This is a genomic window from Thermus sp. (assembly GCF_037444525.1).
GTDB lineage: Bacteria > Deinococcota > Deinococci > Deinococcales > Thermaceae > Thermus.
Genome location: NZ_JBBIMD010000036.1, coordinates 1 through 21,863, shown reverse-complemented (window position 1 = coordinate 21,863; position 21,863 = coordinate 1). Strand labels below are relative to the sequence as shown.

Sequence of the window (21,863 nt, the reverse complement as noted above, 5' to 3'; positions counted from 1 at the left end):
AGGCGCCCCTTACTCCTTTTGGGCTACGGCCTCCCCGCCCTTTTCCGGCCCCTTCTCGCCCTGGCCACCCTTCCAGGCCACGTCCTCCTCTACCGCTTCCTGGACCGGATGGGCAAGGGCCTGCGCACCGCACCCCGGGATGCCCTCATCGCGGAAACCGTTCCCCAGGAAGCCTTGGGCCGGGCCTATGGCCTCCATCGGGGCCTGGACACCCTGGGGGCCACCCTGGGGCCCCTTCTCGCCTTCCTCCTCCTCCCCCACCTGGGCCTGAGGGGGGTGTTCTGGGCCTCGGCCCTCCCCGCCCTGCTGGCCGCCCTCCTCCTTTTGGCCCTCCGGGAAACGCCCAAGGCCCCTGGGGTCCTCCCCCCTTTGCGCCTCTGGCGCATGAGCAGAGGGTATCGGCGCTTCCTCCTGGTGTCGGCCCTCTTCACCCTGGCTCTCTCTTCCAACGCCTTTTTGCTCCTGCGTCTAAAGGGCCTGGGGCTTGGCGAGGAGGAGGTGACCCTGGCCTACACCCTGTATAACCTGGGCTACACTCTCCTGGCCTACCCCTTCGGGAGCCTGGCGGACCGGCTGGGCCTTCAGCGCGCGGTGGCCCTGGGCTATGCCCTTTACGCCCTGGTCTACCTGGGCTTCGCCTGGGCGGAAACCGCCCCCGTGGGGGTAGCCTTCCTCCTCCTTTACGCCCTCTACTCCGCCCTGTTTGAGGGGGCGAGCCGGGCCTACCTGGCCACCCTGGTGCCCCCGGAGGAAAAGGCCAGCGCCATGGGCCTTTACCACACCCTCACCGGGCTCCTTCTCCTGCCCGCAAGCCTCCTTTTCGGCCTCCTATGGCAGGCCTTTGGGGCCCGGGTGGCCTTTGGGACGGGGGCGGGGTTAGCCCTCCTGGCCCTTCTCCTCTTCCTGGTTGACGGGAAAGGGAAGGCCCCCTATCCTAAGTGAGGCCCCGAAAGGGCCTTTGAGGAGGAAGGGGCTCATGGCGCCTTCCCCCCTGACGGAGGGAAAAATGCCCATCAGCAAAGAGGAAAAGCAGAAGACCATTGAGGCCTTTGCCCGCTTCCCCGGGGACACGGGGAGCCCTGAGGTCCAGATCGCCCTTCTCACCCTAAGGATCAACCGGCTTTCCGAGCACCTCATGGCCCACAAGCACGACCACCACTCCCACCGGGGGCTTCTCATGCTGGTGGGAAAGCGGAAGCGGCTCCTCCGCTATCTGCGGCGGGAAGACCCCGAGCGCTACCAGGCCCTGGTTGAGAAGTTGGGGATCCGGGGGTAAACTAAACCTTAGGTCGGGGGCGGGGCCGGAAGACCGGTCCCGCTTTTCCCTCAAAATGGGTCCCCTGGAGCCTCGAGGCCCTGGGAGGACCCTTCAAGGACAACGGCTATGCCTGAAGCAACCCCCAATACCCCTCAAGCCCACCGGTTTCAGACGGAGGTGGGCGGCCGGCTTCTGGTGCTGGAAACCGGGAAGTACGCCAAGCAGGCCTCGGGATCGGTCCTGGTCCGCTACGCGGACACCGTGGTCCTGGCCACGGCCCAGGCCTCCGAGGAACCCATAGAAGCGGACTTCCTCCCCCTTACCGTGGAGTTTGAGGAACGGCACTACGCCGTGGGCAAGATCCCGGGAAGCTTCATGCGCCGGGAAGGGCGCCCTGGGGAGAAGGCCATCCTCTCCGCCCGGATGACGGACCGGCCCATCCGCCCCCTCTTCCCCAAGGGCTTCCGCCACGAGGTCCAGGTCATCGTTACGGTGCTTTCCGCAGACCAGAAAAACCCCCCGGACATCCTGGGCCCCATCGCGGCCAGCGCAGCCCTCATGCTCTCGGACATCCCCTGGCAGGGCCCCATCGCCGCGGTGCGGGTGGGGCTCATCGGGGGAAGCTTCGTCTTAAACCCCACCCTGCAGGAACTGGAGGAAAGCGCCCTGGACCTGGTGGTGGCGGGGAGCCGGGAGGCCATCCTCATGGTGGAGGCGGGGGCAGGGGAGGTGGACGAGGAGACCATGGTCCAAGCCCTGGAGTTCGCCCACCGGGCCATGGGGCCCATCCTGGACCTGCAGGAGGCCATGGCGAAGGCCCTAGGCAAGCCCAAGATGGCTTGGACCCCGCCGGAAACCCTCCCCGAGGAAGAAAAGGAAGCCCTCTACCGCCTGGCCCTGGAGCGGGGGCTTTCCGCCGTGCTCCAGACCGCGAGCAAGGGGGAGCGCAGCCGGGCCCTGGAGGCCTTCCAGGAGGCCCTCATCCAAGAGGCCCTGCCTAGAGGAGAAGACGGCACGCCCCTGGAGGAGAAGAAACCCCTTTACGAGAGCGCCTTTGAGGAGATCGTCCGCAAGGAGCTGAGGCGGCTGGTGCTGGAAGAGGGCCGGCGGGCGGACGGCCGGAGGCCTAAGGACTTAAGGCCCATCTGGATCGAGGTGGACGTCCTGCCCCGGGCCCACGGTTCCGCGGTCTTCACCCGGGGGGAGACCCAGGTCCTGGGCACGGTCACCCTGGGCACGGGCCGGGACGAGCAGATCATTGACGACCTGGGCATTGACGAGACCGACCCCTTCCTGGTCCACTACAACTTCCCCCCTTTCTCCACCGGGGAGGTGAAGCGCCTCAGGGGGGTCTCGAGGCGGGAGGTGGGCCACGGCAACCTGGCCAAGCGGGCCCTGAGAGCGGTTTTGCCCAAAGAGGAGGACTTTCCCTACACCATCCGGGTGGTGGGGGACGTGCTGGAGTCCAACGGCTCCAGCTCCATGGCCACGGTCTGCGCGGGGTGCCTGGCCCTCATGGACGCCGGGGTGCCCATCCGCCGCCCGGTGGCCGGGGTGGCCATGGGGCTGGTGTGGGAGGGCGAGCGGGCGGTGATCCTCACGGACATCCTGGGCCTCGAGGATGCCCTAGGGGACATGGACTTCAAGGTGGCGGGCACCCGGGAGGGCATCACCGCCCTGCAGATGGACAACAAGGTGGGGGGCCTCCCCCGGGAGGTCCTGAAGGAAGCCCTCCTGCAGGCCAGGGAGGCCCGGCTTAAGATCCTGGACCTCATGGAACAGATCCTCCCCGCCCCCCGGCCCGGGCTCAAGCCCTTTGCCCCCCGGATCCTCACCCTCAAGGTGCCGGTGGAGAAGATCGGCCTGGTCATCGGCCCTGGGGGCAAGACCGTGCGCGCCCTGGAGGAGCTTGGGGTGGAAGTGGACATCGAGGAGGACGGAACGGTCCGCATCTACTCCAGCGACATGGCCGCAGCGGAGAAGGCCAAGGCCCAGATTGAGGCCCTCACCCGCGAGGCCAGGGTAGGGGAGATCTACGAGGGCACCGTGACCAAGATCACCCCCTTCGGGGCCTTCGTTAGCCTTTTCCCCGGCACGGAAGGCCTCCTCCACATCAGCCAGATGGCCCCAGGCCGAGTGGAGCGGGTGGAGGACCACCTGAAGGTGGGGGACGTGATCAAGGTCAAGGTACACCGCATTGACGAGCGGGGGAAGATTGACCTGATCCGGCCCGAGCTGGAGGGTAAGATCCCCCCCAGGCGGCGCCACTAAGCCCTACCCCAAGAGGTCCACGGGCCCTCGGGCCCGTAAAAAAGGAGGTTTATGGAAAAAGAACGGAAACCGCGCAGGAGAAAACGGCGCAAGCCGGGAGAGTCCCCAGCCCCAAGCCCACAGGATGCCGTGGAGATCATCCCCTTAGGGGGGATGGGAGAGATCGGCAAGAACATCACCGCCTTCCGCTACCGGGATGAGATCTTCGTCCTGGACGGGGGGTTGGCCTTTCCCGAGGAGGGGATGCCTGGGGTGGACCTCCTCATCCCCCGGGTGGACTACCTGGTCCAAAACCGCCACCTCATCAAGGCCTGGGTGCTCACCCACGGCCATGAAGACCACATCGGGGGGCTACCCTACATCCTGCCCATGGTCTTCGGCAAGGGGTCGGAGGTCCCCATCTACGGGGCCAGGCTCACCCTGGGGCTCCTAAAGGGCAAGCTGGAGGAGGCAGGGCTTAGGCCCGGAAGCTTTAACCTCAAAGAGGTCTCCCCCGACGACCGCATCCAGGTGGGCCGCTACTTCACCCTGGACCTTTTCCGCATGACCCACTCCATCCCGGACAACTCGGGGCTTGTGATCCGCACCCCCATCGGCACCATCGTTCACACGGGGGACTTTAAGCTGGACGCCACCCCCATTGACGGGAAGGTTTCCCACCTGGCCAAGGTGGCCCAGGCAGGGGCGGAAGGGGTTTTGCTCCTCATCGCCGACTCCACCAACGCCGAGCGCCCGGGCTACACTCCAAGCGAGATGGAGATCGCCAAGGAGCTGGACCGGGTCATCGGCCGGGCCCCGGGCCGGGTTTTTGTCACCACCTTCGCCAGCCACATCCACCGCATCCAGGCGGTGATCTGGGCGGCGGAGAAGTACGGGCGCAAGGTGGCCATGGAGGGACGGAGCATGCTCAAGTTCAGCCGCATCGCCATGCAGCTCGGCTACCTCCAGGTGAAGGACCGGCTCTACACCCTGGAGGAGGTGAAGGACCTCCCCGACCACCAGGTCCTCATCCTGGCCACCGGGAGCCAAGGCCAGCCCATGTCCGTCCTCCACCGCCTGGCCTTTGAGGGCCACGCCAAGATGGCCATCAAGCCCGGGGACACGGTGATCCTCTCCTCTAGCCCCATCCCCGGCAACGAGGAGGCGGTGAACCGGGTCATCAACCGCCTCTACGCCCTAGGGGCCTACGTCCTCTACCCCCCCACCTACAAGGTCCACGCCTCGGGCCACGCCTCCCAGGAGGAGCTGAAGCTCATCCTGAACCTCACTACTCCCCGCTTCTTCCTCCCCTGGCACGGGGAGGTGCGCCACCAGACCAACTTCAAGTGGCTGGCGGAGGGGATGAGCCGCCCCCCGGAAAAGACCCTCATCGGGGAAAACGGGGCGGTCTACCGCCTCACCCGAGAGAGCTTTGAGAAGGTGGGGACGGTGCCCTCCGGGGTCCTCTATGTGGACGGGCTCGGCGTGGGGGACATCACGGAGGAGATCCTGGCCGACCGGCGGCACATGGCCGAGGAGGGCATGGTGTTCATCACCGGCCTCCTCTCCCCTAGCCCCACGGTGGAGGTGGTCTCCCGGGGGTTCGTGAAGGCCGGGGAGAAGGTCTTGGGCGAGGTGAAGAAGGTGGCCCTCGAGGCCCTCCACCGGGGCTTCCGGGAAAAGAGGCCCCTGGAGCGCATCCGGGACGACATCACCTACCCCGTGAAGAAGCTCCTGAAAAAGGCCACGGGGCGGGATCCCTTGGTCCTCACCGTGGTGCTAGAGGGGGTGGCCATGGGGGAGGTCCAGACCGCCCTCTAGGAGGCCGAGGTGTACCGCACCCTCCTCCTGCCCCTAGACGGCTCCGAGGCCGCGGAAAGGGGTCTTCAGGAGGGCCTGGCCCTGGCCCAAGCCCTCCGGGCCCGGGTGAGCCTGGTCTACGTGCTGGAGCCCTTAAGGCCAAGCCTCCTCCTGGGGCGGGAAACCGTGCCCTACTACGATCGGCTCATGGAAGACCTACGCCAAGAGGGGCTCAAGGCCCTGGACCGGGCCACTCGGCTGGCCCAGGAGCGGGGGGTGGAGTTCAGCGCCCACCTTCTGGAAGGCCGCCCCGCAGAGGTCATCCTGGGCCTTGCGGAAAAACACGACCTCATCGTCATGGCCACCCATGGCCGCACAGGGCTGGACCGGCTCCTTTTGGGAAGCGTGACCCTCGAGGTGGTGCGCAAAAGCCCTAAACCCGTCCTGGTGGTGCCCTACCGCAGGGCGTAAAGCCCCAGGAGGAGGAGGGTGTCCCAGGAGAGGAGGGCCAGCTTGCGGGCGGCCTGGTAGCTGGCCCCGATGAGGACCACCGCGTACATGGCCAAGGCGGTGAAAATCGCGGCCAGATGGCTCCCGTGGGCCTCGGCAAAGAGGAGGCCTGGGTAGAAGAGGTTGTCCAGACCCAGGATCAGAGCGTTAAAGAGGTTGCTCCCCACCAGGTTGCCCACCGCAAGGTCAAAGGCCCCAGGCGGGCGGCCGCCAGGGTCACCACCACCTCGGGCAGGCTGGTGGTGGCCGCCACCAATATGAGCCCCATCCAGGCCCGGCCCAGGCCCAGCCTCTCCGCCAGGACGTCCCCGTAATAAGCCACCCGCACCCCCGCCATCACCACCAGGAGGGCCACCCCAAGGAAAAGGAGGAGGGTCACAGCCGGTCTTTGAGAAAGCGCAGGAGGTCAAAGCGGGTGAGGATGCCCAAGGGCCTTCCCTCCCCGTCCACCACGGGCACGTGGTTGATATCGTAGTCCAGCATGAGCCGCAGGGCCTCCCCCAAGGGGGTTTCCGGGGTCACCGTGTGGACGGGGCTGGTCATGATCTCCTCCACCCGGACCGTGTGGGCTTCCGCCAAGAGCTTTTCCACGCTGTCTTTTCCCAAAAACCGCCCCAGGAGGAGGGGGGCACGGAAGGTGGAGAAGGGGATGGCCTTCTCCTTAAGGAAATCGCTTTCGGTAACGATGCCTATCACCCTCCCCTCCCCGTCCACCACCAAAAGGCTCCCGATCCGCTTTTGCAGCATAATCTCCGCCGCCTCCCTCAGGCTGGTGCCCAAGGGAACCGCAACGGCCGGACTGGTCATGGCGTCTTTGGCCTTCATGCCGCCTCCTTCCGCCAGAGTACCCAACCCACCCCCTCGGCCAAAAGCCAGGTGAATAGGGCCGCCAGGAGGACCACCCAGAAGGTCCAGGGGGGAAGAAGGGGGGCTTCAAGAGTCCCGGGCAGGAAAAACCCGGCTGCAAGCTGGAGAAGCACCCCCAGGCCTACCGCCCCGTAAAGCCAGGGGTTGGGCAAGGGGTGGAGGTGGGTGTGCCGGGCGGGGAAGGCGAAGAAGAGTTGGCCGATGGCCATGTAGTGGAAAGCCACCCCCCGGGCCCCCTCGAGGCCCAAGAAGGGGGGAAGGAGGGCGAGGAGCCCCAGGGCCACCAGGGCCTTCAAGCTCCCCGTGAGGAGGATGAAGCGCAGGCTCACGGGGTCCAAAAGGGGGGCCTCCTTGGGCCTGGGGGGGCGGAGGAGGACCCCGGGGTTGCGGTCCGGGGCCAGGGCCAAGGCGGGAAGACCATCCGTGACCAGGTTGATCCAGAGGATCTGCACCGCGGTGAGGGGAAGAAGGAGGTGGCCCCCGGAATCCCGCAGGCCGAGCAGCGCAGCGAAAACCATGCCCGCGGCCACCACCAGGATCTCCGAGAGGTTGGTGGAAAAGAGGAAGCGCAGGAACTTCTGGATGTTCTCAAAGATGTTCCGCCCCTCCTCTATGGCGGCCACGATGGTGGCGAAGTTGTCGTCCAAGAGGACCAGGTCCGCCACTTCCCGGGAAACGTCGGAGCCCCTTTGCCCCATGGCCACCCCCACATCCGCCCGCTTAAGGGCGGGGGCATCGTTCACCCCGTCCCCGGTCATGGCCACCACGTGCCCAACCTTCTGGTAGGCCTCCACGATGCGGAGCTTGTCCTCGGGAGTTACGCGGGCAAAGACGTCCACCTGGAGGACCTCTTCGGGGCCTAGGCGGGCGATCTCCTCTCCCGTGGCTACCCGGTGGACAGGAAGACCCACCTTACGGGCGATGGCCAAGGCGGTGGCCGGGTGGTCCCCGGTGACCATCACCACCCGCACCCCCGCCTCCCGCACCCGGCGCACGGCCTCCGGCACCTCGGGCCGGGGCGGGTCCAGGAAGAGGACGAAGCCCAAAAAGGAGAGGCCCTCCTCCCGCTCCCCTTCCCCATAGGCCAGGGCCAAAAGGCGGTAGCCCTTCCCCGCCAGGGCCTCGGCTTCTTGGAAAAGCCAGGCCTTGGCCTCCTCGTCCAAGGCCAGACAGGGGATCAAGGCCTCGGGGGCCCCCTTGAGGAAGCTCCCCTTGGGGGTGGTCACGCGCATGTACTTCCAAGCGCTGTCAAAGGGGCGCTCGGAAAGACGGGGGTGGGCCGCCCGGAGCGCCTGGATGTCCACCTTCCTGGCCGCGTAGCGGAGAAGGCCGAGTTCCAAGGGGTCCCCGGCCCCCGTGGCCAGGTCGGCGTCGTTGGGCAGGACCATGGCCAGAAGGACCAACTCCTCCTGGGGCCTAGGGAAGCCCTCGGGAAAGTGCACCCCCTGGACCTCCATGTGGTTTTCCGTGAGGGTGCCCGTCTTGTCGGTGGCGATGAGGGTCACGCTCCCCAGGGCCTCCACCGCGGAGAGGCGGCGCACCACCGCCTTCCTCTGGGCCATGCGCTCCACCCCCAGGGCCAGGGCCACGGCCAGGACCGCGGGCAGGCCCTCGGGCACCGCGGCCACCGCCAGGGCCACGGCGAAGAGAAGGATCTTCAGGGAAAAGCCCTCCACCAAAACCCCTAGGAGGACGAGGAAGAGGGCCAGGAAAAGGACCGCACGGGCCACCCGGTGGCCGAAGGCCTGAAGGCGCCTTTCCAGGGGGGTCTTCTCCTCTTCCATTTCCGAAAGGAGGCCCGCGATGCGGCCCATGGCGCTCCTCGGGCCGGTGCGGGTGACCTGCAAAAGCGCCCGGCCCCGGACCAGGAGGGTCCCGGCCAGGACCTCCTCCCCCACCCCCTTCTCCACGGGCACGCTTTCCCCCGTGAGGAGGCTTTCGTCCACCAGGGCCCCCTGGGCCTCGAGGAGGCGGCCGTCTGCAGGCACCCGGTCCCCCGCCTCGAGGCGCACCACATCCCCCGGGACGATGGCCCAGGCGGGCAAGCGGCGAAAGATGCCGTCCCGAAGCACCCAGGCCGTGGGCTGGGCTAAAGCCTTGAGGCGGAAGAGGGCCTCCTCGGAGCGCTTTTCCTGCCAGACCCCAAGAAGGGCGTTCAGGAGGAGGATGGCCAGGATGGCCAAGGCCTCCAAAGGCACCCCCACCTGCCCCTCCCAAAGCCAAAGCCCCCCCTCCAGGAAGAGGGCAAAGAGAAGGATGTAGATCAGAGGGCTTTGAAACTGACGCAGGAACTTGCGCCAAAGGGGTTCGGGCGGCGGCTCAGGCAGGGCGTTGGGGCCCACCTCCCGGAGGCGACGCTGGGCCTCTTCCTGGGAAAGCCCCCTCATGGGGGAGATTCTGCTCCTTTAAGGAGGTTTTCCACAAGAGCCAAAAGCCCCTGGGCTTCAAAGGGCTTGCCCAGGAAAGCCCGGGCCCCGGCCTTGAGGGCCTCCTCCCGGCTTTGAGCGGAAACGCTGGCGGAAAGGGCAAGGACCGGGGGGCCCTTCCCTTCCCGGATCCTGCGAATGACCTCCAGACCGGAAAGCCCAGGCATGACCAGGTCGCAGACCACCAGCTGGAAGCCCTCTCCCAAAAGGGCCAGCCCCCTTTCCCCCGAGGGGGCCCAGACCACCTCGTGCCCCGCCCGCTCTAGGTGGCGGCGCAGGGTGTGGGCCACCAGGGGCTCGTCCTCAATGAGGAGAATCCGGGCCATATAGGGGTAGGATAACCCGGAAAGTGGCGCCCTTCCCCTCCTCCGTCTCCACCTCTATCCGCCCGCCATGGGCCTCCACGATGTGCTTGGAGATGAAAAGGCCGAGGCCCGTGCCGGAAACCCCCCGCCTTTCCGCGTTCTTGGCCCGGGCGTAACGCTGGAAGAGGCGGGGGAGGTCCTCCTTGGGGATGCCGGGGCCGGTGTCCGCCACCTCCAGGACCACCTCCCCCTCCCTAGCCCAGGCGGAAAGCCGCACCTCCCCCCCATGGGGAGTGAACTTGAAGGCGTTGTTGAGGAGGTTCCCCACCACCTGGACGATCCGGTCAGGGTCGGCAAGAAGGAGGGGAAGCTCCTCCACTTCCACCTGGAAACGCACCCCAGAGAGCCGCGCCACCCCGGAGAAGCTCCGGGCCAGGTCCCTAAGGAAGGGCGCCAGGGCCACGGGCCTCCGGTTCACCTCAAAGCGGCCGGCCTCGAGGCGGCTGGTGTCCAGGAGGTTATCCACCATGGTCTTGAGGCGGAAGGCGCTTTCCAGGATGAGCTCTATGGATTCCTCCGCGGAAGGGGAAAGGCCCTCTTCCCGGAGAAGCTCCGCCAGCCCCATGATCACCGCCAGGGGGGTCCTGAGCTCGTGGCTCACCGCGGCGATGAACTCCCCCTTAAGCCGCTCCGCCTCCAGGTGGGGCCTCAGGTCCCGCAAGGTGACCACCACGCCCCCCACGCGGGGGTCGTGGAGGAGGTTCCGGCCAAAGGCGGCCACCGGAATGGCCTCCCCCGAGGTGTGGAGGACGCGGAACTCCGCCACCCGCACCTCCCCTTCCCGGGCAAGGAGCTCCCGGAAGAGGGCCTCCGCCAGGGGGCGGTCCTCGGGGTGGACGAAGTCCAGGGCGTTCAGGGGGGCTTTCTTGTACCCCTCGGGGTCATAGCCCAGGACGGGGCAAACGCTCTCGCTCACGAAGCGGATGTACCCTTCCCCATCCAGAACGTAGACCACGTCCTGGGCGTTTTCCAAAAGGGCCCTCAGGCGCACCTCCTCGGCCTCGAGGCGCTCCAGGAAGCGGGCTTTCTCCAGGACCAGGGCCAAAAGGGTGGAGAGCTGGCCAAGACGGTCCAGGGCCTTGCCAAAACGCCAGGGCCGCCTGTAGCCCAAAAGGAGGCCGCCCCTAAACCCTCCCGCCCGGAAGGGGATGACCAGGGCCGACCTAAGGCCCAAGGCCTCCGCCAGCAGGCACTCCTCCCGGCGCAGGGCTTCCACCCCTAGGGGCCGCCCCTCTTCCACCGCCCGCTCCAGGAGGTTGGGCCGGGGAAGGCCCTCCTCCGGCAGGGAGCAGGTGGCGTAAAGGGGGCGCAACACCCCTCCCTCCTCCGCCACCAAAAAAGCCTCCTCCGCGCCAAAGAGGCCCCGAAGCCGCTCGGCGATCCGCGCCGCCAGGGCCTCGAGGCGGCCCTCTGCCAGGGCGGCCTGGGCCAGGTCCACTAGGGCCTGGGTGAAGGCCACCTGGTCCCTTAGGGCCCTTTCCATGCGGGCCCGCTCGCTGATGTCGTGGAGCACAAGGACGGCAAACCCCGAAAGCCTACGCCCCCGGACGCTGTAGGCCCGCCCATGGAGCTCCAGTTCCACTCGCCCCCCCGAGAGGGCTGGGCCCAGGGCCAGGGGCAGCTCCCCCAGGGTAACCTCCGGGGCCACCCCCAGGGCCTCCCGGGCCCGGGCGTTGGCGAAGCCCCGCTCCCCAAAGAGGACCACCACCCCATCGGGAAGCTCCTCCAGGACTTCCGAAAGCCGCCGCCGCTCCGAGGCCAGGGCCAGGGAGAGCGCGGTTTTCTCCCGATAAAGGATGGCGTTCTTCAGGGCCACCCCCGCCACCCCGGCCAAGAGCTCCAGGTAGCGCACCTCCTCCTCGGCCACCGCCCGCCCCCCAGGTCCGTGGTCCACGGCCAAAGCCCCCAAGGGGCCCTCCTCCGCCAGGATGGGCACGAAGGCCACCCTCTCCCCCATCTCCCCCCTCAAGGGCTCGGGGAGCTCTTCCCGGGAAAAGAGGAGGGTTTTGCCCTCCCGCACCGCCCGGGCCAGGGGGTCGGGGGAGGAGGCGAGGCTAAAGCGGATGCGGCTCCTTCCTTCCGTCCAGTAGAGGGCCTCCCCCTTCAGGGTGAGGTGGCCCTGGAGCACCCCGTCCCGCACCAGGGCCACCATGACCCGGTAGAACCCAAACCGCTCTTTGAGGGCCCGGGCTAGGGTCTCCAAGACGGCGTCGGGCTCCAAGGGGCGGGCGATCTCCCGGGAAAGAGCGGTGACGTGGGCCAGGGCCTCCGCCTGGCGGGCGAGGCGCGTTAGGGCCACGTCCCGCTCCTTCAGGAGGTGGGCGTTTTTCAGGGCCAAGGCGGTGAGCTGGGCCAGGAGGGGAAGGATGGGCCTAAGGGCCTCGGGCACCCCTTCCAGGCTCAAAACCCCCCTGGCGGCGAAGCGGGGGCAGGAGGGGCAGATGAGGGGGCGGCTTTCCCGGCTTGAGCGGGGGCGGTGGGTGCAACGGGCCTCGGGGTCGGCCCAGCAGGGGTCCGCTTCCTCCCCCACCACGGGCAGAAGCCACTCCTCTCCCCGCCTCACCGGCCCCGCGGCAAAGAAGGCCTCCTGGACCTCCCCCCGGCTGTAGAGGGGCAGGGCGATGGCGGAGACGGTGTAGTGCCGCCCTCGGCCCGAAGCCACCTCCCCCACCAGCTCCCGCGTCTCGGGGTGGTAGAGGAAAAGGGCGGCCCGCTCTACCCCCTCCTCCGTGGCCACCTCCAGGAGGTTCCGCAGGATCTGGGTGGGCTCGAGGTCCTTAAGGAGGGCCCGCTGAAAGCGCCCGAGGACGGAAAGGGTTCCAGAAAGCCGCATCTGCCCCCATGGTAGCATGGGGCCGGGGTTGCAAGGGCGGGGCAAAAATCTTAGACTTGGTCAAAGGGAGGCCCGCCCCGGGGGCCCCAAGGAGTTCCGGATGGCCATAGACTTCAGCCTCACCGAGGAGCAGAAGCAGCTCCAGGCCCTGGCTCGGCGCTTCGCCAAGGAGGTTATCCTCCCCGTGGCCCGGGAGTACGACGAGAGGGAAGAGGTGCCCTGGCCGGTGATAGAAAAGCTCCACCAGGTGGGCCTCCTGAACGCCATCATCCCCGAGGAATACGGGGGGATGGGCCTCAAGATGCTGGACGAGGTCATTGTGGGAGAGGAGCTGGCCTACGGGTGCATGGGCATCTACACCATCCCCATGGCCAGCGACCTGGGCATCACCCCCGTGCTCCTCGCCGGCACGGAGGAGCAGAAGCGGCGCTTCCTCAAACCCCTCACGGAAAAGCCCGCCCTGGCCGCCTTCGCCTTATCGGAACCCGGCAACGGCTCCGACGCCGCCGCCCTCAGGACCCGCGCCATTCGCCAGGGGGACCGGTACATCCTGAACGGCACCAAGATGTGGATCTCCAACGGGGGCGAGGCGGAGTGGGTGGTGGTCTTCGCCACGGTGAACCCCGAGCTCCGGCACAAGGGGGTGGTGGCCCTGGTGGTGGAGCGGGGCACCCCGGGGTTCAAGGCCAACAAGATCCACGGGAAGATGGGCCAGCGGGCCTCGGGCACCTACGAGCTGGTCTTTGAAAACGTAGAGGTGCCGGTGGAAAACCGCCTGGGGGAAGAAGGGGAGGGGTTCAAGATCGCCATGCAGACCCTGAACAAGACCCGCATCCCCGTGGCCGCGGGAAGCGTAGGGGTGGCCCGGCGCGCCCTGGACGAGGCGGTCAAGTACGCCAAGGAAAGGGAGGCCTTCGGGCGGAAGATTGTGGACTTCCAGGCCATCCAGTTCAAGCTGGCGGACATCCTGATCGGGATAGAGACCGCCCGGACCTACACCTACTACGCCGCCTGGCTTGCCGACCAGGGCCTGCCCCATGCCCACGCCAGCGCCATCGCCAAAGCCTACGCCTCAGAGATGGCCTTTGAGGCCGCCAACCAGGCCATCCAGATCCACGGGGGCTATGGCTACGTGCGGGAGTACCCGGTGGAAAAGCTCCTTAGGGACGTGAAGCTCAACCAAATCTACGAAGGCACCAACGAGATCCAAAGGCTCATCATCGCCAGGCACCTCCTGGCGGAATAGGAGGACAGGATGAAGTTCATCGCGGTCATACGGCAGGTTCCCGACGGGGAGAGCAGGCTCAAGGTCCAAGGGGAGCGGGTGGACCTCTCGGGGGCCACTCTCATCCTGGACCAGATGGACGAGTACGCGGTGGAAGAGGCCCTGCGCCTAAAGGAGAAGCACGGGGGGGAGGCGGTGGTGGTGGGCTTCGGCCCCGAGCGCACGGAGGAGGCCATCCGCACCGCCCTGGCCATGGGCATGGACCGGGGGGTGCACGTGGTCTATGAGGGCTACGCTGACCCCGCGGCGGTGGCGGAGGCCTTGGCCCCCGTGCTCAAGGAGGAAGCCCCCACCCTCATCCTCACGGGCGGCCAGCAGGCGGACTGGGATAGCCAAGCCCTGGGGGGTGCCCTGGCGGAGGCCCTAGGGGTGCCGGTGGTGGCCTGGACCACCGCCATGGAGCTGGAAGGGGAAACCGCCCGGGCCGAGCACGACCTGGACGAGGGCGCGGAGTGGGTGCGGGTGAAGCTTCCCGCGGTCTTCACCACCCAGCAGGGCCTGAACGAGCCCCGCTACCCCACCCTGCCTGGCATCATGAAGGCCAAGAAGAAGGAGATCCGTAAGGTGGCCGCCCAGGTGAACCCCAAGGTGGCCCTCCTGGAAGAGGCCATCCAGGAGAAGGCCAGGCTGGGCAAGATCCTGGACGGCAAGGACCCGGTGGCCGCGGCGGAGGAGCTCGTCCGGCTCCTCCACGAAGAGGCCAAGGTGATCTAGGAGGTGGCCATGATCCTGGTGGTACTGGACCACGACGGAAACCGGCTGAGAAAGGGGGGCCTCGAGGCCCTCACCCGGGCCTACCGGCTCCAGGAGGCCCTAGGGGGCGAGGTGGCGGGGGTCCTCATCGGGGAAAACCTAGTGGGGCTTGCCGAGGAGGCCCGGAGGTATGTGGACCTCCTCTACACCGTGGAGGCCGGACCCTACACCGCGGAGCGCTGGGCCAAGGCGGTCCTCGAGGCGGCCAAGAAGGGGGCCAGGGCCGTCCTTGCCCCCTCCTCCCGCCAGTCCCGCACCTACCTGGGCCGGGTGGCCTTCGCCCTGGGGGCGGGGCTTCTGGAGGACACGCTGGAGTCCTGGGCCGAGGGGGGTGAGGTCTACGCCACCCGCTACGCCTACCTGAACCGGGTGACCCAAAAGGTGAAGGCCGCCCTTCCCGTGGTCCTCACCGTGAAGCCCAACACTACGCCCCTTGCCGAGCCCAAAGGAGAAGGCCGGGTGGAGGCCCTCCCCCTGCCCCCGGTGGAAACGGTGGAGGTCTTGGAGAGGATCCAGGAGGAAAGGAAGGGGGTCTCCCTCACCGAGGCGGACGTGGTGGTCACGGGGGGGCGGGGCATGGGGAGCACGGAGGCCTTCAAGGCCATAGAGGAGCTCGCCGCCCTCCTGGGGGGCGCGGTGGGGGCCACCCGGGCGGTGGTGGACGCGGGCTGGCGCCCCTACGCGGAGCAGGTGGGCCAGACGGGCAAGACCGTCCAGCCCAGCCTCTACATCGCCCTAGGGGTTTCCGGGGCGGTGCAGCACCTGGCGGGGATGAACAAGAGCAAGTACATCGTGGCGGTGAATAAGGACCCCGAGGCCCCCATCTTCAAGCACGCGGACTACGGCATCGTGGGGGACGTGCACCAGGTCCTGCCCGCCCTGATCCAGGCGGTGAAGAAGCTAAAGGACTAGGGGCGCTCTAAAAGCGCCCCTTCCTTAGGTCTTAGGGGCCTTAGCTTTTGCCCTCCTCGGGCTTAGGCGGGGCCCCTTCCTCCTCCATGCGCTTTTCCTCCAAGACCTCGGAGGAAGCCGGGGCGCTTTCCCCCTCCGCCTTGGAAGAGGCCCGGCGCGCGGGCAAGACCAGGCGGAGGAGGAGGTAGAGGAGGAGGACCACCACCAAGGCCCCGAGCACATAGGGCCAGGCGGGGGGGGCGGGGACCTCGGGAGCCTGGGGTAGGGTCAGGGGCTCGGCGGGCTTTTGGAAGACCTCCCTTTCCAGGGCCCCCACCCGCTCCCCTAAGGACTTTAAGGCCTCTTCCTGGGCGGAAAGCCGGGTTTCCAGGGCCGCCACCCGGGCCCCTAGGCGCCCCAGGGTCACGTACCCCCGGTACCCCACGAAGGCTAAAAGGAGAAGCAGGACAAGTGATACGCCGAAAAGCCACTTTTTCATGGGACACCTCCTTTCTTTCCCCGGTATGGGTCCGGGGAGTTCTGCCATAGTATCATGCAGGCCGTATGGCGGACAACGCCCGGCTCATCCTGGACGAACTCCTGGCAGAACTGGAGGAAAAGAGGAAGAGAATCCTCTTGGGCGGGGGGGAAGAGCGCATAAAAAAACAGCACCAGCAGGGCAAACTCACCGCCCGGGAACGGATAGCGCACCTTCTGGACCCCGGGAGTTTCGTGGAGCTCATGCCCTTCGTGGAACACCTGGAAACCGGGCTCATGGCGGGCCTCGAGGCCCCCGCGGACGGGGTGGTGACGGGCTACGGCACCATCGGGGGGCGGAAGGTCTTCGTCTTCAGCCAGGACTTCACCGTCTTGGGGGGGTCCTTGGGCAAGATGCACGGCCGCAAGATCGCCAGCCTCATGGACCTGGCGGCCAAGGTGGGGGCCCCCATCATCGGCCTGAACGACTCCGCGGGGGCCCGCATCCAAGAGGGGGTGGATAGCCTTTCAGGCTACGGGGAGGTCTTTTACCGCAACGCCCTCTACTCCGGGGTGGTGCCCCAGATCTCCGCCATCCTGGGCCCCTGCGCCGGCGGGGCGGTCTACAGCCCCGCCATGACGGACTTCATCCTCATGAGCCGGGGGACCAGCTACATGTTCATCACCGGCCCCGAGGTCATCAAGAGCGTGACCCGGGAGGAGGTGGGCTTTGAGGAGCTGGGCGGGGCCGAGGTGCACATGGAAAAAAGCGGGGTGGCCCACCTGGAGGGGAAAGACGACCTGGAGGTCTTAGCCCTCATCCGGAAGCTCCTCTCCTACCTCCCCCAGAACAGCCGGGAAAAGCCCCCCGTGCTGGACCCCAAAGACGACCCCTTCCGCCCCACCCCCGAGCTTCTAGACCTCGTCCACCCCGACGCCAAGCGCCCCTACAACATGCACCAGGTGATCCGGACCCTCCTGGACGATGGGGAGTTCCTGGAGATCCAGCCCCGCTTCGCCCGCAACATCATCGTGGGCCTGGGGCGGCTTGGGGGCTACCCCGTGGGGGTGGTGGCCAACAACCCCCGCTTCATGGCCGGGGCCCTGGACATCCACGCCTCGGACAAGGCCGCCCGCTTCATCCGCACCATGGACGCCTTCAACATCCCCATCCTCACCCTGGTGGACGTGACGGGCTTCCTTCCCGGGGTGGCCCAGGAACACGGGGGCATCATCCGCCACGGGGCCAAGATGCTCTTCGCCTACGCCGAGGCCACGGTGCCCAAGCTCACCCTCATCGTGCGCAAGGCCTACGGCGGGGCCTACCTGGCCATGAACTCCAAGGACATGGGGGCGGACGTGGTCCTGGCCTGGCCCACGGCCGCGGTGGCGGTGATGGGGGCCGAGGGGGCGGCCAACATCGTCTTCCGCAAGGAGATCCAGTCCTCCCCCAACCCCGAGGAAACCCGCAGGCGGAAGATTGAGGAGTACCGCCAGGCCTTTGACAACCCCTACGTGGCCGCGGCCCGGGGCTACATTGACGACGTCATCCACCCCGAGCACACCCGGGCCGTCCTCTTCCGCCACCTGCAAATGCTCTGGACGAAGGAGGAGGAGCGGCCCTTCAAGAAGCACGACAACATCCCCCTCTAGCCCCCACCCATGGAGCTAGACGCCCTTTACCAAGCGCTCATCGCCTGCCGCCTCTGCCCGAGGCTTGTGGCCCACCGGGAGGAGGTGGCCAGGAAGAAGCGCGCCGCCTACCGGGACCTCCCTTACTGGGGAAGGCCGGTGCCGGGGTTTGGAGACCCTAGGGCCAAGGTCCTCCTCTTCGGCCTCGCCCCCGGGGCCCACGGCTCCAACCGCACGGGCCGCCCCTTCACCGGGGACGCCTCCGGGGCTTTCCTCTACCCCCTCCTCTTCCGGGCTGGCCTCTCCAGCAAGCCGGAAAGCGAACCGGGGGACGACCTAAGGCTTTTTGGGGTCTACCTCACCGCCGCGGTGCGCTGCGCACCCCCAGGGAACCGCCCAAGCCGGGAGGAGCTTCGGGCCTGCGCCCGCTGGACGGAAAGGGAGCTTGCCCTCCTCCCCGAGGTCAGGGTCTACCTGGCCCTGGGCCGCATCGCCCACGAGGCCCTCTTGGAGCACTTTGGCCTAAAGAAGGCCCGCTTCCCCTTCGCCCAGGCCGGGTCCACCCCCTCCCCGGGGGAAGGCACCTTTCGGACAGCTACCACGTCTCCCGCCAGAACACCCAGACCGGGCGGCTTACCCCGGAGATGTTCCTTAAGGTGCTGGAGGAGGCTAAGCGCCTCGCCGGGCTTTGAGCCAAGCCGCAAGCTTCTCGTAAGGAAGGGCGTTCAGAACGCGCTCCTTTCCGATCCAGGCCCTTTGGGCGGTGCCCACGGCAAGCTCCATGTAGCGCAGGTGGTCCACCTGGTGGGCATCGGTGGAGAGGCTCACCCAAAGGCCCATCCCGTAGGCCAGCCGGGCCAGGTCGTCGGGGAGGTCCACGCGGTCGTAGTACCCGTCGATCTCCACCGCCACCCCTTGGGCCCTCGCCTTGGCGAAGACCGCCTCCCAGTCCGCCTCCACCGGCGGCCGGCGGCCCAAGAGGCGGGCCGTGGGGTGGGCCAGGACGTGGACGAAGGGGTTTTCCAGGGCCTTTAGGAGCCTCTTGGTCTGCTCGGCCTTGGGAAGCTTGAAGTGGCTGTGGATGGAGATGAGGACGATGTCCAGCTCCCTCAAGACCCAGTCCGGGTAGTCCAGGGTCCCGTCCTTGTGGATGTCCACCTCCGCCCCCGCAAGGAGATAAGGGGGGCCGTGGGTCTCGTTGAAGCGACGGATGGCCTCAATACGCTTGAGGGCCTCCTCGGGGGAAGGCCCCCCCGCCACCCGCACCGCGGGGGAGTGGTCCGTGACCGCCAGGTACTCGTACTCCAGGGCCTTGGCCGCCTGCCAAAGCTCTTCCAGGGTGTTCTTCCCGTCGGAATAGGTGGAGTGGACCTGGAGGTCGCCCCGGACATCCTTAAGGGAGAGGAGTTCGGGAAGCCTGCCCCCTAAAGCGGCCTCCACCTCCCCCCGGTTCTCCCTAAGGGGGGGTGGGATCCAGGGGAGGCCAAGGGCGGCGTAGACCTCCTCCTCCCTAGCCCCCGCAAGGCGCTCCTCTCCCCGAAAAACCCCGTACTCGGAAAGTTTCAAGCCCCTCTCCTGGGCCAGGGCCCTTAGGCGGATGGAGTGGTCCTTGCTCCCCGTGAGGTACTGGAGGCCCGCCCCAAAGCTTTCCGGCGGGACCACCCTGAGGTCCACCTGGAGGCCGTCTTTGAGAAAGACCGTGGCCCTTTCCTCCCCCTTGGCGTAGACCCGGGCCACCCCCTTGAGGCCCACGAAGCCCTCCACCACCCTTCCTGGGGTGGTGCTCGCCACCAGGTAGTCCAGGTCCCCCACGGTCTCCTTGTAGCGCCGGGCCGAGCCGCAAAGCTCCGCCCTTTCCACCCCGGGAAGGGCCCGGATCTCTTGCAAAAGGTTCCGGGCAAAGGAGAGAACTGCCCCCAGGGGGCGCCTTTTCCCCGTGGCCTGGAGGAGGTCCAGGCCCTCCCGGATGCGCTCCGCCTTCTTGAGCCCAAAGCCTTTGAGCTTGAGGAGATCCCCCCGCTCCAGGGCCTCCTTGAGCTTTTCCACGGAGTCTATCCCCAGGACCTCGTACAGTTGGCGGGCGGTTTTGGGCCCCACCCCGGGCACGGCCATGACCTCGAGAACCCCCCGGGGGACCTGGGCCAGGAGTTCCTGGTGCTTTTTCACCTTCCCCACGGCCAGGAACTCCAGGATCTTATCCGCCAGATCGGGGCCGATGCCGGGAAGCTCCAAAAGGGCCTCCTTACCCCCTTGGGCCAGGGTTTCAATGGGAATGTCCAGGTCGCGGAGGGTGCGGGCGGCCTCGAGGTAGGCCCGCACCCGGAAGGGGTTATCCCCCAGGAACTCGCTCATGAGGGCGATCTCCTCAAAGATCTGGGCCAGCTCCTCGTTCCGCATAGGCCTACTATAGACTTTTCCCGTGGCCTTCCGGGAATGGGTGGTGGAGATCCTGAAGGAAGCAGGCCGCCCCCTCCACTACCAGGAGGTGGGCCTGAAGCTCAAGGAAAAGGGCCACTGGAAAGGGGTCCAGGACCCGGTGAAGATCGCCCGCATCCGCCTCTCCGCCCTGGCCCGGTGGCATAGGAGCCCGGTGGTAGCCCTAGGGAAGGGGCTATACGCCCTCAGGGAAGAAGCCGATACGAGCCCAGAACCTTGAGGTAGTTGGCCCGTTCTAAGGCCGCGGGTTCGGCCACCTTCTGGTAGCTCATGACGCCCCGCATCTCCTCCAAGCTCTCGTACCCCTTCTCCTCCATGAAGGTCTTAAGCTCCCCCAGGACGGTGCGGAAGTGGCCGGGGCCCTGTTGGAGCACCGCGGAGGTCATCATGACCACCTGGGCCCCCGCCAGGATCCCTTTGGCCGCCTCGAGCCCCGTGTGCACCCCTCCCGTAAGGGCCAGCTCCAGCCCAACCCGGCCGTAGAGGAGAGCGATCCAGTGAATGCGGAGAAGGGCCTCGTACGGCCGGGAAAGGGAAAGGGTGGGGACGTACTCCAGCTTCTCCAGATCCATGTCCGGTTGGTAGAAGCGGTTGAAAAGCACAAGGCCCTTAGCTCCCGCGCCCTCCACCCCCTTGGCGAAGTGGGCGAAGGCGGTGAAAGCGTGCCCCACCTTCACGGCCACGGGGATCCGCACCTCCGCCACCACCGCCCGGATGGTGTCCAGGTACATGGCCTCCACCTCAGCCCCGGAAAGGGCGGGGTCGGTGGGGATGTAATAGAGGTTGAGCTCCAGGGCATCCGCCCCTGCCTCCTCCAGGAGCCTGGCGTACTCCACCCACCCTCCCCGGCTGACCCCGTTCAAGCTGGCGATGATGGGCACGGAAACCCGTTCCTTGGCCCGGGAAAGGAGGTCCAGGTGGCGCTCAGGGGAAAGGCGGTACTCGTGGGCCCGGGGGAAGTAGGAGAGGGCCTCGGCGTAGCTCTCGTGGCCGTAGTGGAGGTAGTGGTCCAGGGCCTCCTCCTCGTGCAGGACCTGTTCTTCAAAGAGGGAGTGCATCACGATGGCGCTCGCCCCTCCATCCTCCAGACGCAGGAAGCCGTCCAGCTTCTCCGTGAAGGGGGAGGCGGAGGCCACCAAGGGGTGTTCCAAGGGGAGCCCCAAGTAGGTGGTCTTCAGGTTCACGCGGTCACCTCCTTCACCGCCATGCGCTCAAGCCGCTCCCAGCGGGCCCGCACCGCCCACTCCGCTTCCTCCAAAAGGGTCTCCGCCTCCTCGGGGTGGGTCTGGAGGACCAGGCGGTAGCGGTTTTCCGCGTAGAGGTAGTCCCTTAGAGGGAGGGTGGGGGGCTTGGAGTCCAGGAATAGGCCTTGGCCGGGAAGGTAGCGGAAAAGGGGCCAGTAGCCGGAGCGCTCCGCCATCTTCTGGTGCTCCATGCCCTTGGCCATGTCTATTCCGTGGGCGATGCAGTGGCTGTAGGCCACGATGAGGGCAGGGCCGGGGTGGGCTTCGGCCTCGAGGAAGGCCCGCACCGTGTGGGCGTCGTTGGCCCCCATGGCCACCTGGGCTACATAGACGTGCCCGTAGCTCATGGCCATGAAGGCCAGGTCCTTCTTGGGTGTCTTCTTGCCCCCCGCGGCGAACTTGGCCACCGCCCCCAGCCCCGTGGCCTTGGAGGCCTGGCCCCCGGTGTTGGAGTAGACCTCGGTGTCCAGGACCAGCACCTTCACCTTGGCCCCGCTGGAAAGCACGTGGTCCAGCCCCCCATAGCCGATGTCGTAGGCCCAGCCGTCCCCCCCCCACGACCCAGACCGTGTGGGGGATGAGGGCCTCCGCCACCGCCAGGAGGTCCTGGGCCCTGGGGTCTTGCAGGGGGGAGAGGCGCGCCCTTAGGAGGGCCACATCTTTGCGCCTTTCCTCCACAGCCTCAGGCCCCACCTCCGCCAAGAGCCTTTCCAAGAGCTCCGCCCCCAAAACCTCCCGGAACTCAGGGAGAAGGCGCCTGGCGTACTCCGCCTTCTTGTCCAGGGCCAGGCGCATGCCGAGGCCAAACTCCGCGTTGTCCTCAAAGAGGGAGTTGG

At 67.3% G+C, this 21,863-nt stretch carries 20 protein-coding genes and 1 pseudogene; 11 read left to right on the top strand and 10 right to left on the bottom strand.

Annotation, left to right across the window (positions count from 1 at the left end):
* The 5 genes from WKI94_RS07255 to WKI94_RS07235 all read left to right on the top strand — a co-directional run.
* The coding region (locus WKI94_RS07255; protein ID WP_337845099.1) for an MFS transporter at window positions 1–942 on the top strand (942 nt) is incomplete at its 5' end.
* 64 nt (window positions 943–1,006) lie between these two features.
* Window positions 1,007–1,276, top strand: coding sequence for a 30S ribosomal protein S15 (gene rpsO / locus WKI94_RS07250; RefSeq protein ID WP_337845098.1), 270 nt, complete (start codon window positions 1,007–1,009; stop codon window positions 1,274–1,276).
* Between the two features lie 108 nt (window positions 1,277–1,384).
* Entirely contained in the window at window positions 1,385–3,529 is a 2,145-nt protein-coding gene (pnp, locus tag WKI94_RS07245) for a polyribonucleotide nucleotidyltransferase (RefSeq protein WP_337845097.1), read from the top strand.
* Window positions 3,530–3,580: 51 nt separating this feature from the next.
* Window positions 3,581–5,329 (top strand): ribonuclease J, encoded by a 1,749-nt coding sequence (locus WKI94_RS07240; protein WP_337845096.1) that lies wholly within the window; start codon window positions 3,581–3,583, stop codon window positions 5,327–5,329.
* A 9-nt stretch (window positions 5,330–5,338) separates the two neighbouring features.
* Complete coding sequence (locus WKI94_RS07235) at window positions 5,339–5,779, top strand: universal stress protein (protein WP_337845095.1); 441 nt, start codon at window positions 5,339–5,341, stop codon at window positions 5,777–5,779.
* On the opposite strand, the gene WKI94_RS07230 is transcribed toward WKI94_RS07235, so the two are convergent.
* The 6 genes from WKI94_RS07230 to WKI94_RS07205 are packed head-to-tail and all read right to left on the bottom strand — an operon-like array spanning window position 5,764 to window position 12,309.
* Window positions 5,764–5,997: a hypothetical protein gene (locus WKI94_RS07230; RefSeq protein WP_337845094.1), complete on the bottom strand. Its 234-nt coding sequence runs from the start codon at window positions 5,995–5,997 to the stop codon at window positions 5,764–5,766. The genes WKI94_RS07235 and WKI94_RS07230 overlap by 16 nt on opposite strands.
* Window positions 5,958–6,197, bottom strand: coding sequence for a hypothetical protein (locus tag WKI94_RS07225; protein WP_337845093.1), 240 nt, complete (start codon window positions 6,195–6,197; stop codon window positions 5,958–5,960). The genes WKI94_RS07230 and WKI94_RS07225 overlap by 40 nt, the downstream gene beginning before the upstream one ends.
* Window positions 6,194–6,643: a CBS domain-containing protein gene (locus tag WKI94_RS07220; RefSeq protein ID WP_337845092.1), complete on the bottom strand. Its 450-nt coding sequence runs from the start codon at window positions 6,641–6,643 to the stop codon at window positions 6,194–6,196. Before WKI94_RS07220 ends, WKI94_RS07225 begins: the two co-directional genes overlap by 4 nt.
* Entirely contained in the window at window positions 6,640–9,072 is a 2,433-nt protein-coding gene (locus WKI94_RS07215; protein WP_337845091.1) for a cation-transporting P-type ATPase, read from the bottom strand. The genes WKI94_RS07220 and WKI94_RS07215 overlap by 4 nt, the downstream gene beginning before the upstream one ends.
* Window positions 9,069–9,437, bottom strand: a complete 369-nt coding sequence (locus WKI94_RS07210) for a response regulator transcription factor (protein WP_337845090.1) — start codon at window positions 9,435–9,437, stop codon at window positions 9,069–9,071. Before WKI94_RS07210 ends, WKI94_RS07215 begins: the two co-directional genes overlap by 4 nt.
* Complete coding sequence (locus WKI94_RS07205; RefSeq protein WP_337845089.1) at window positions 9,415–12,309, bottom strand: ATP-binding protein; 2,895 nt, start codon at window positions 12,307–12,309, stop codon at window positions 9,415–9,417. Before WKI94_RS07205 ends, WKI94_RS07210 begins: the two co-directional genes overlap by 23 nt.
* Window positions 12,310–12,409: 100 nt before the next feature.
* Between WKI94_RS07205 and WKI94_RS07200 the strand changes: the two genes are divergently transcribed.
* The 3 genes from WKI94_RS07200 to WKI94_RS07190 are packed head-to-tail and all read left to right on the top strand — an operon-like array spanning window position 12,410 to window position 15,259.
* The gene (locus WKI94_RS07200) at window positions 12,410–13,555 is read left to right on the top strand and encodes an acyl-CoA dehydrogenase family protein (RefSeq protein WP_337845088.1); all 1,146 of its coding nucleotides are present in this window, start codon (window positions 12,410–12,412) and stop codon (window positions 13,553–13,555) included.
* Between the two features lie 9 nt (window positions 13,556–13,564).
* Entirely contained in the window at window positions 13,565–14,308 is a 744-nt protein-coding gene (locus tag WKI94_RS07195; protein WP_337845087.1) for an electron transfer flavoprotein subunit beta/FixA family protein, read from the top strand.
* 9 nt (window positions 14,309–14,317) lie between these two features.
* The gene (locus WKI94_RS07190; RefSeq protein WP_337845086.1) at window positions 14,318–15,259 is read left to right on the top strand and encodes an electron transfer flavoprotein subunit alpha/FixB family protein; all 942 of its coding nucleotides are present in this window, start codon (window positions 14,318–14,320) and stop codon (window positions 15,257–15,259) included.
* Between the two features lie 40 nt (window positions 15,260–15,299).
* Here WKI94_RS07190 and WKI94_RS07185 read toward each other — a convergent pair whose 3' ends face one another.
* Window positions 15,300–15,737 (bottom strand): hypothetical protein, encoded by a 438-nt coding sequence (locus tag WKI94_RS07185; protein WP_337845085.1) that lies wholly within the window; start codon window positions 15,735–15,737, stop codon window positions 15,300–15,302.
* A gap of 65 nt (window positions 15,738–15,802) precedes the next feature.
* Here WKI94_RS07185 and WKI94_RS07180 point away from each other — a divergent pair, with 65 nt between their 5' ends.
* Both WKI94_RS07180 and WKI94_RS07175 read left to right on the top strand, forming a co-directional pair.
* Window positions 15,803–17,368 (top strand): acyl-CoA carboxylase subunit beta, encoded by a 1,566-nt coding sequence (locus WKI94_RS07180; RefSeq protein ID WP_337845084.1) that lies wholly within the window; start codon window positions 15,803–15,805, stop codon window positions 17,366–17,368.
* Window positions 17,369–17,377: 9 nt separating this feature from the next.
* Window positions 17,378–17,899 (top strand): annotated as a pseudogene (locus WKI94_RS07175) (uracil-DNA glycosylase); the annotation flags it as partial.
* Window positions 17,900–18,016: 117 nt separating this feature from the next.
* On the opposite strand, the gene polX reads toward WKI94_RS07175, so the two are convergent.
* On the bottom strand, window positions 18,017–19,744 hold the full coding sequence (gene polX, locus WKI94_RS07170; RefSeq protein ID WP_337845083.1) for a DNA polymerase/3'-5' exonuclease PolX: 1,728 nt from the start codon (window positions 19,742–19,744) through the stop codon (window positions 18,017–18,019).
* Window positions 19,745–19,766: 22 nt separating this feature from the next.
* Here polX and WKI94_RS07165 point away from each other — a divergent pair, with 22 nt between their 5' ends.
* A complete protein-coding gene (locus WKI94_RS07165) occupies window positions 19,767–20,003 on the top strand; it encodes a hypothetical protein (protein ID WP_337845082.1) in 237 nt (78 codons plus the stop codon).
* Here WKI94_RS07165 and WKI94_RS07160 read toward each other — a convergent pair.
* Both WKI94_RS07160 and WKI94_RS07155 read right to left on the bottom strand, forming a co-directional pair.
* On the bottom strand, window positions 19,969–20,967 hold the full coding sequence (locus WKI94_RS07160; protein ID WP_337845081.1) for a dihydroorotate dehydrogenase-like protein: 999 nt from the start codon (window positions 20,965–20,967) through the stop codon (window positions 19,969–19,971). The genes WKI94_RS07165 and WKI94_RS07160 overlap by 35 nt on opposite strands.
* On the bottom strand, window positions 20,964–21,533 hold the full coding sequence (locus WKI94_RS07155) for a thiamine pyrophosphate-dependent enzyme (protein WP_337845080.1): 570 nt from the start codon (window positions 21,531–21,533) through the stop codon (window positions 20,964–20,966). The genes WKI94_RS07160 and WKI94_RS07155 overlap by 4 nt, the downstream gene beginning before the upstream one ends.
* Between the last annotated feature and the right edge of the window lie 330 nt (window positions 21,534–21,863).

Bases quoted from the DNA above. Each gene is read 5' to 3' on its own strand.
- rpsO (WP_337845098.1), top strand. From the start codon at position 1,007: ATGCCCATCAGCAAAGAGGAAAAGCAGAAGACCATTGAGGCCTTTGCC.
- pnp (WP_337845097.1), top strand. From the start codon at position 1,385: ATGCCTGAAGCAACCCCCAATACCCCTCAAGCCCACCGGTTTCAGACG.
- WKI94_RS07240 (WP_337845096.1), top strand. From the start codon at position 3,581: ATGGAAAAAGAACGGAAACCGCGCAGGAGAAAACGGCGCAAGCCGGGA.
- WKI94_RS07220 (WP_337845092.1), bottom strand. From the start codon at position 6,643: ATGAAGGCCAAAGACGCCATGACCAGTCCGGCCGTTGCGGTTCCCTTG.
- WKI94_RS07215 (WP_337845091.1), bottom strand. From the start codon at position 9,072: ATGAGGGGGCTTTCCCAGGAAGAGGCCCAGCGTCGCCTCCGGGAGGTG.
- WKI94_RS07210 (WP_337845090.1), bottom strand. From the start codon at position 9,437: ATGGCCCGGATTCTCCTCATTGAGGACGAGCCCCTGGTGGCCCACACC.
- WKI94_RS07205 (WP_337845089.1), bottom strand. From the start codon at position 12,309: ATGCGGCTTTCTGGAACCCTTTCCGTCCTCGGGCGCTTTCAGCGGGCC.
- WKI94_RS07200 (WP_337845088.1), top strand. From the start codon at position 12,410: ATGGCCATAGACTTCAGCCTCACCGAGGAGCAGAAGCAGCTCCAGGCC.
- WKI94_RS07195 (WP_337845087.1), top strand. From the start codon at position 13,565: ATGAAGTTCATCGCGGTCATACGGCAGGTTCCCGACGGGGAGAGCAGG.
- WKI94_RS07190 (WP_337845086.1), top strand. From the start codon at position 14,318: ATGATCCTGGTGGTACTGGACCACGACGGAAACCGGCTGAGAAAGGGG.
- WKI94_RS07185 (WP_337845085.1), bottom strand. From the start codon at position 15,737: ATGAAAAAGTGGCTTTTCGGCGTATCACTTGTCCTGCTTCTCCTTTTA.
- WKI94_RS07180 (WP_337845084.1), top strand. From the start codon at position 15,803: ATGGCGGACAACGCCCGGCTCATCCTGGACGAACTCCTGGCAGAACTG.
- polX (WP_337845083.1), bottom strand. From the start codon at position 19,744: ATGCGGAACGAGGAGCTGGCCCAGATCTTTGAGGAGATCGCCCTCATG.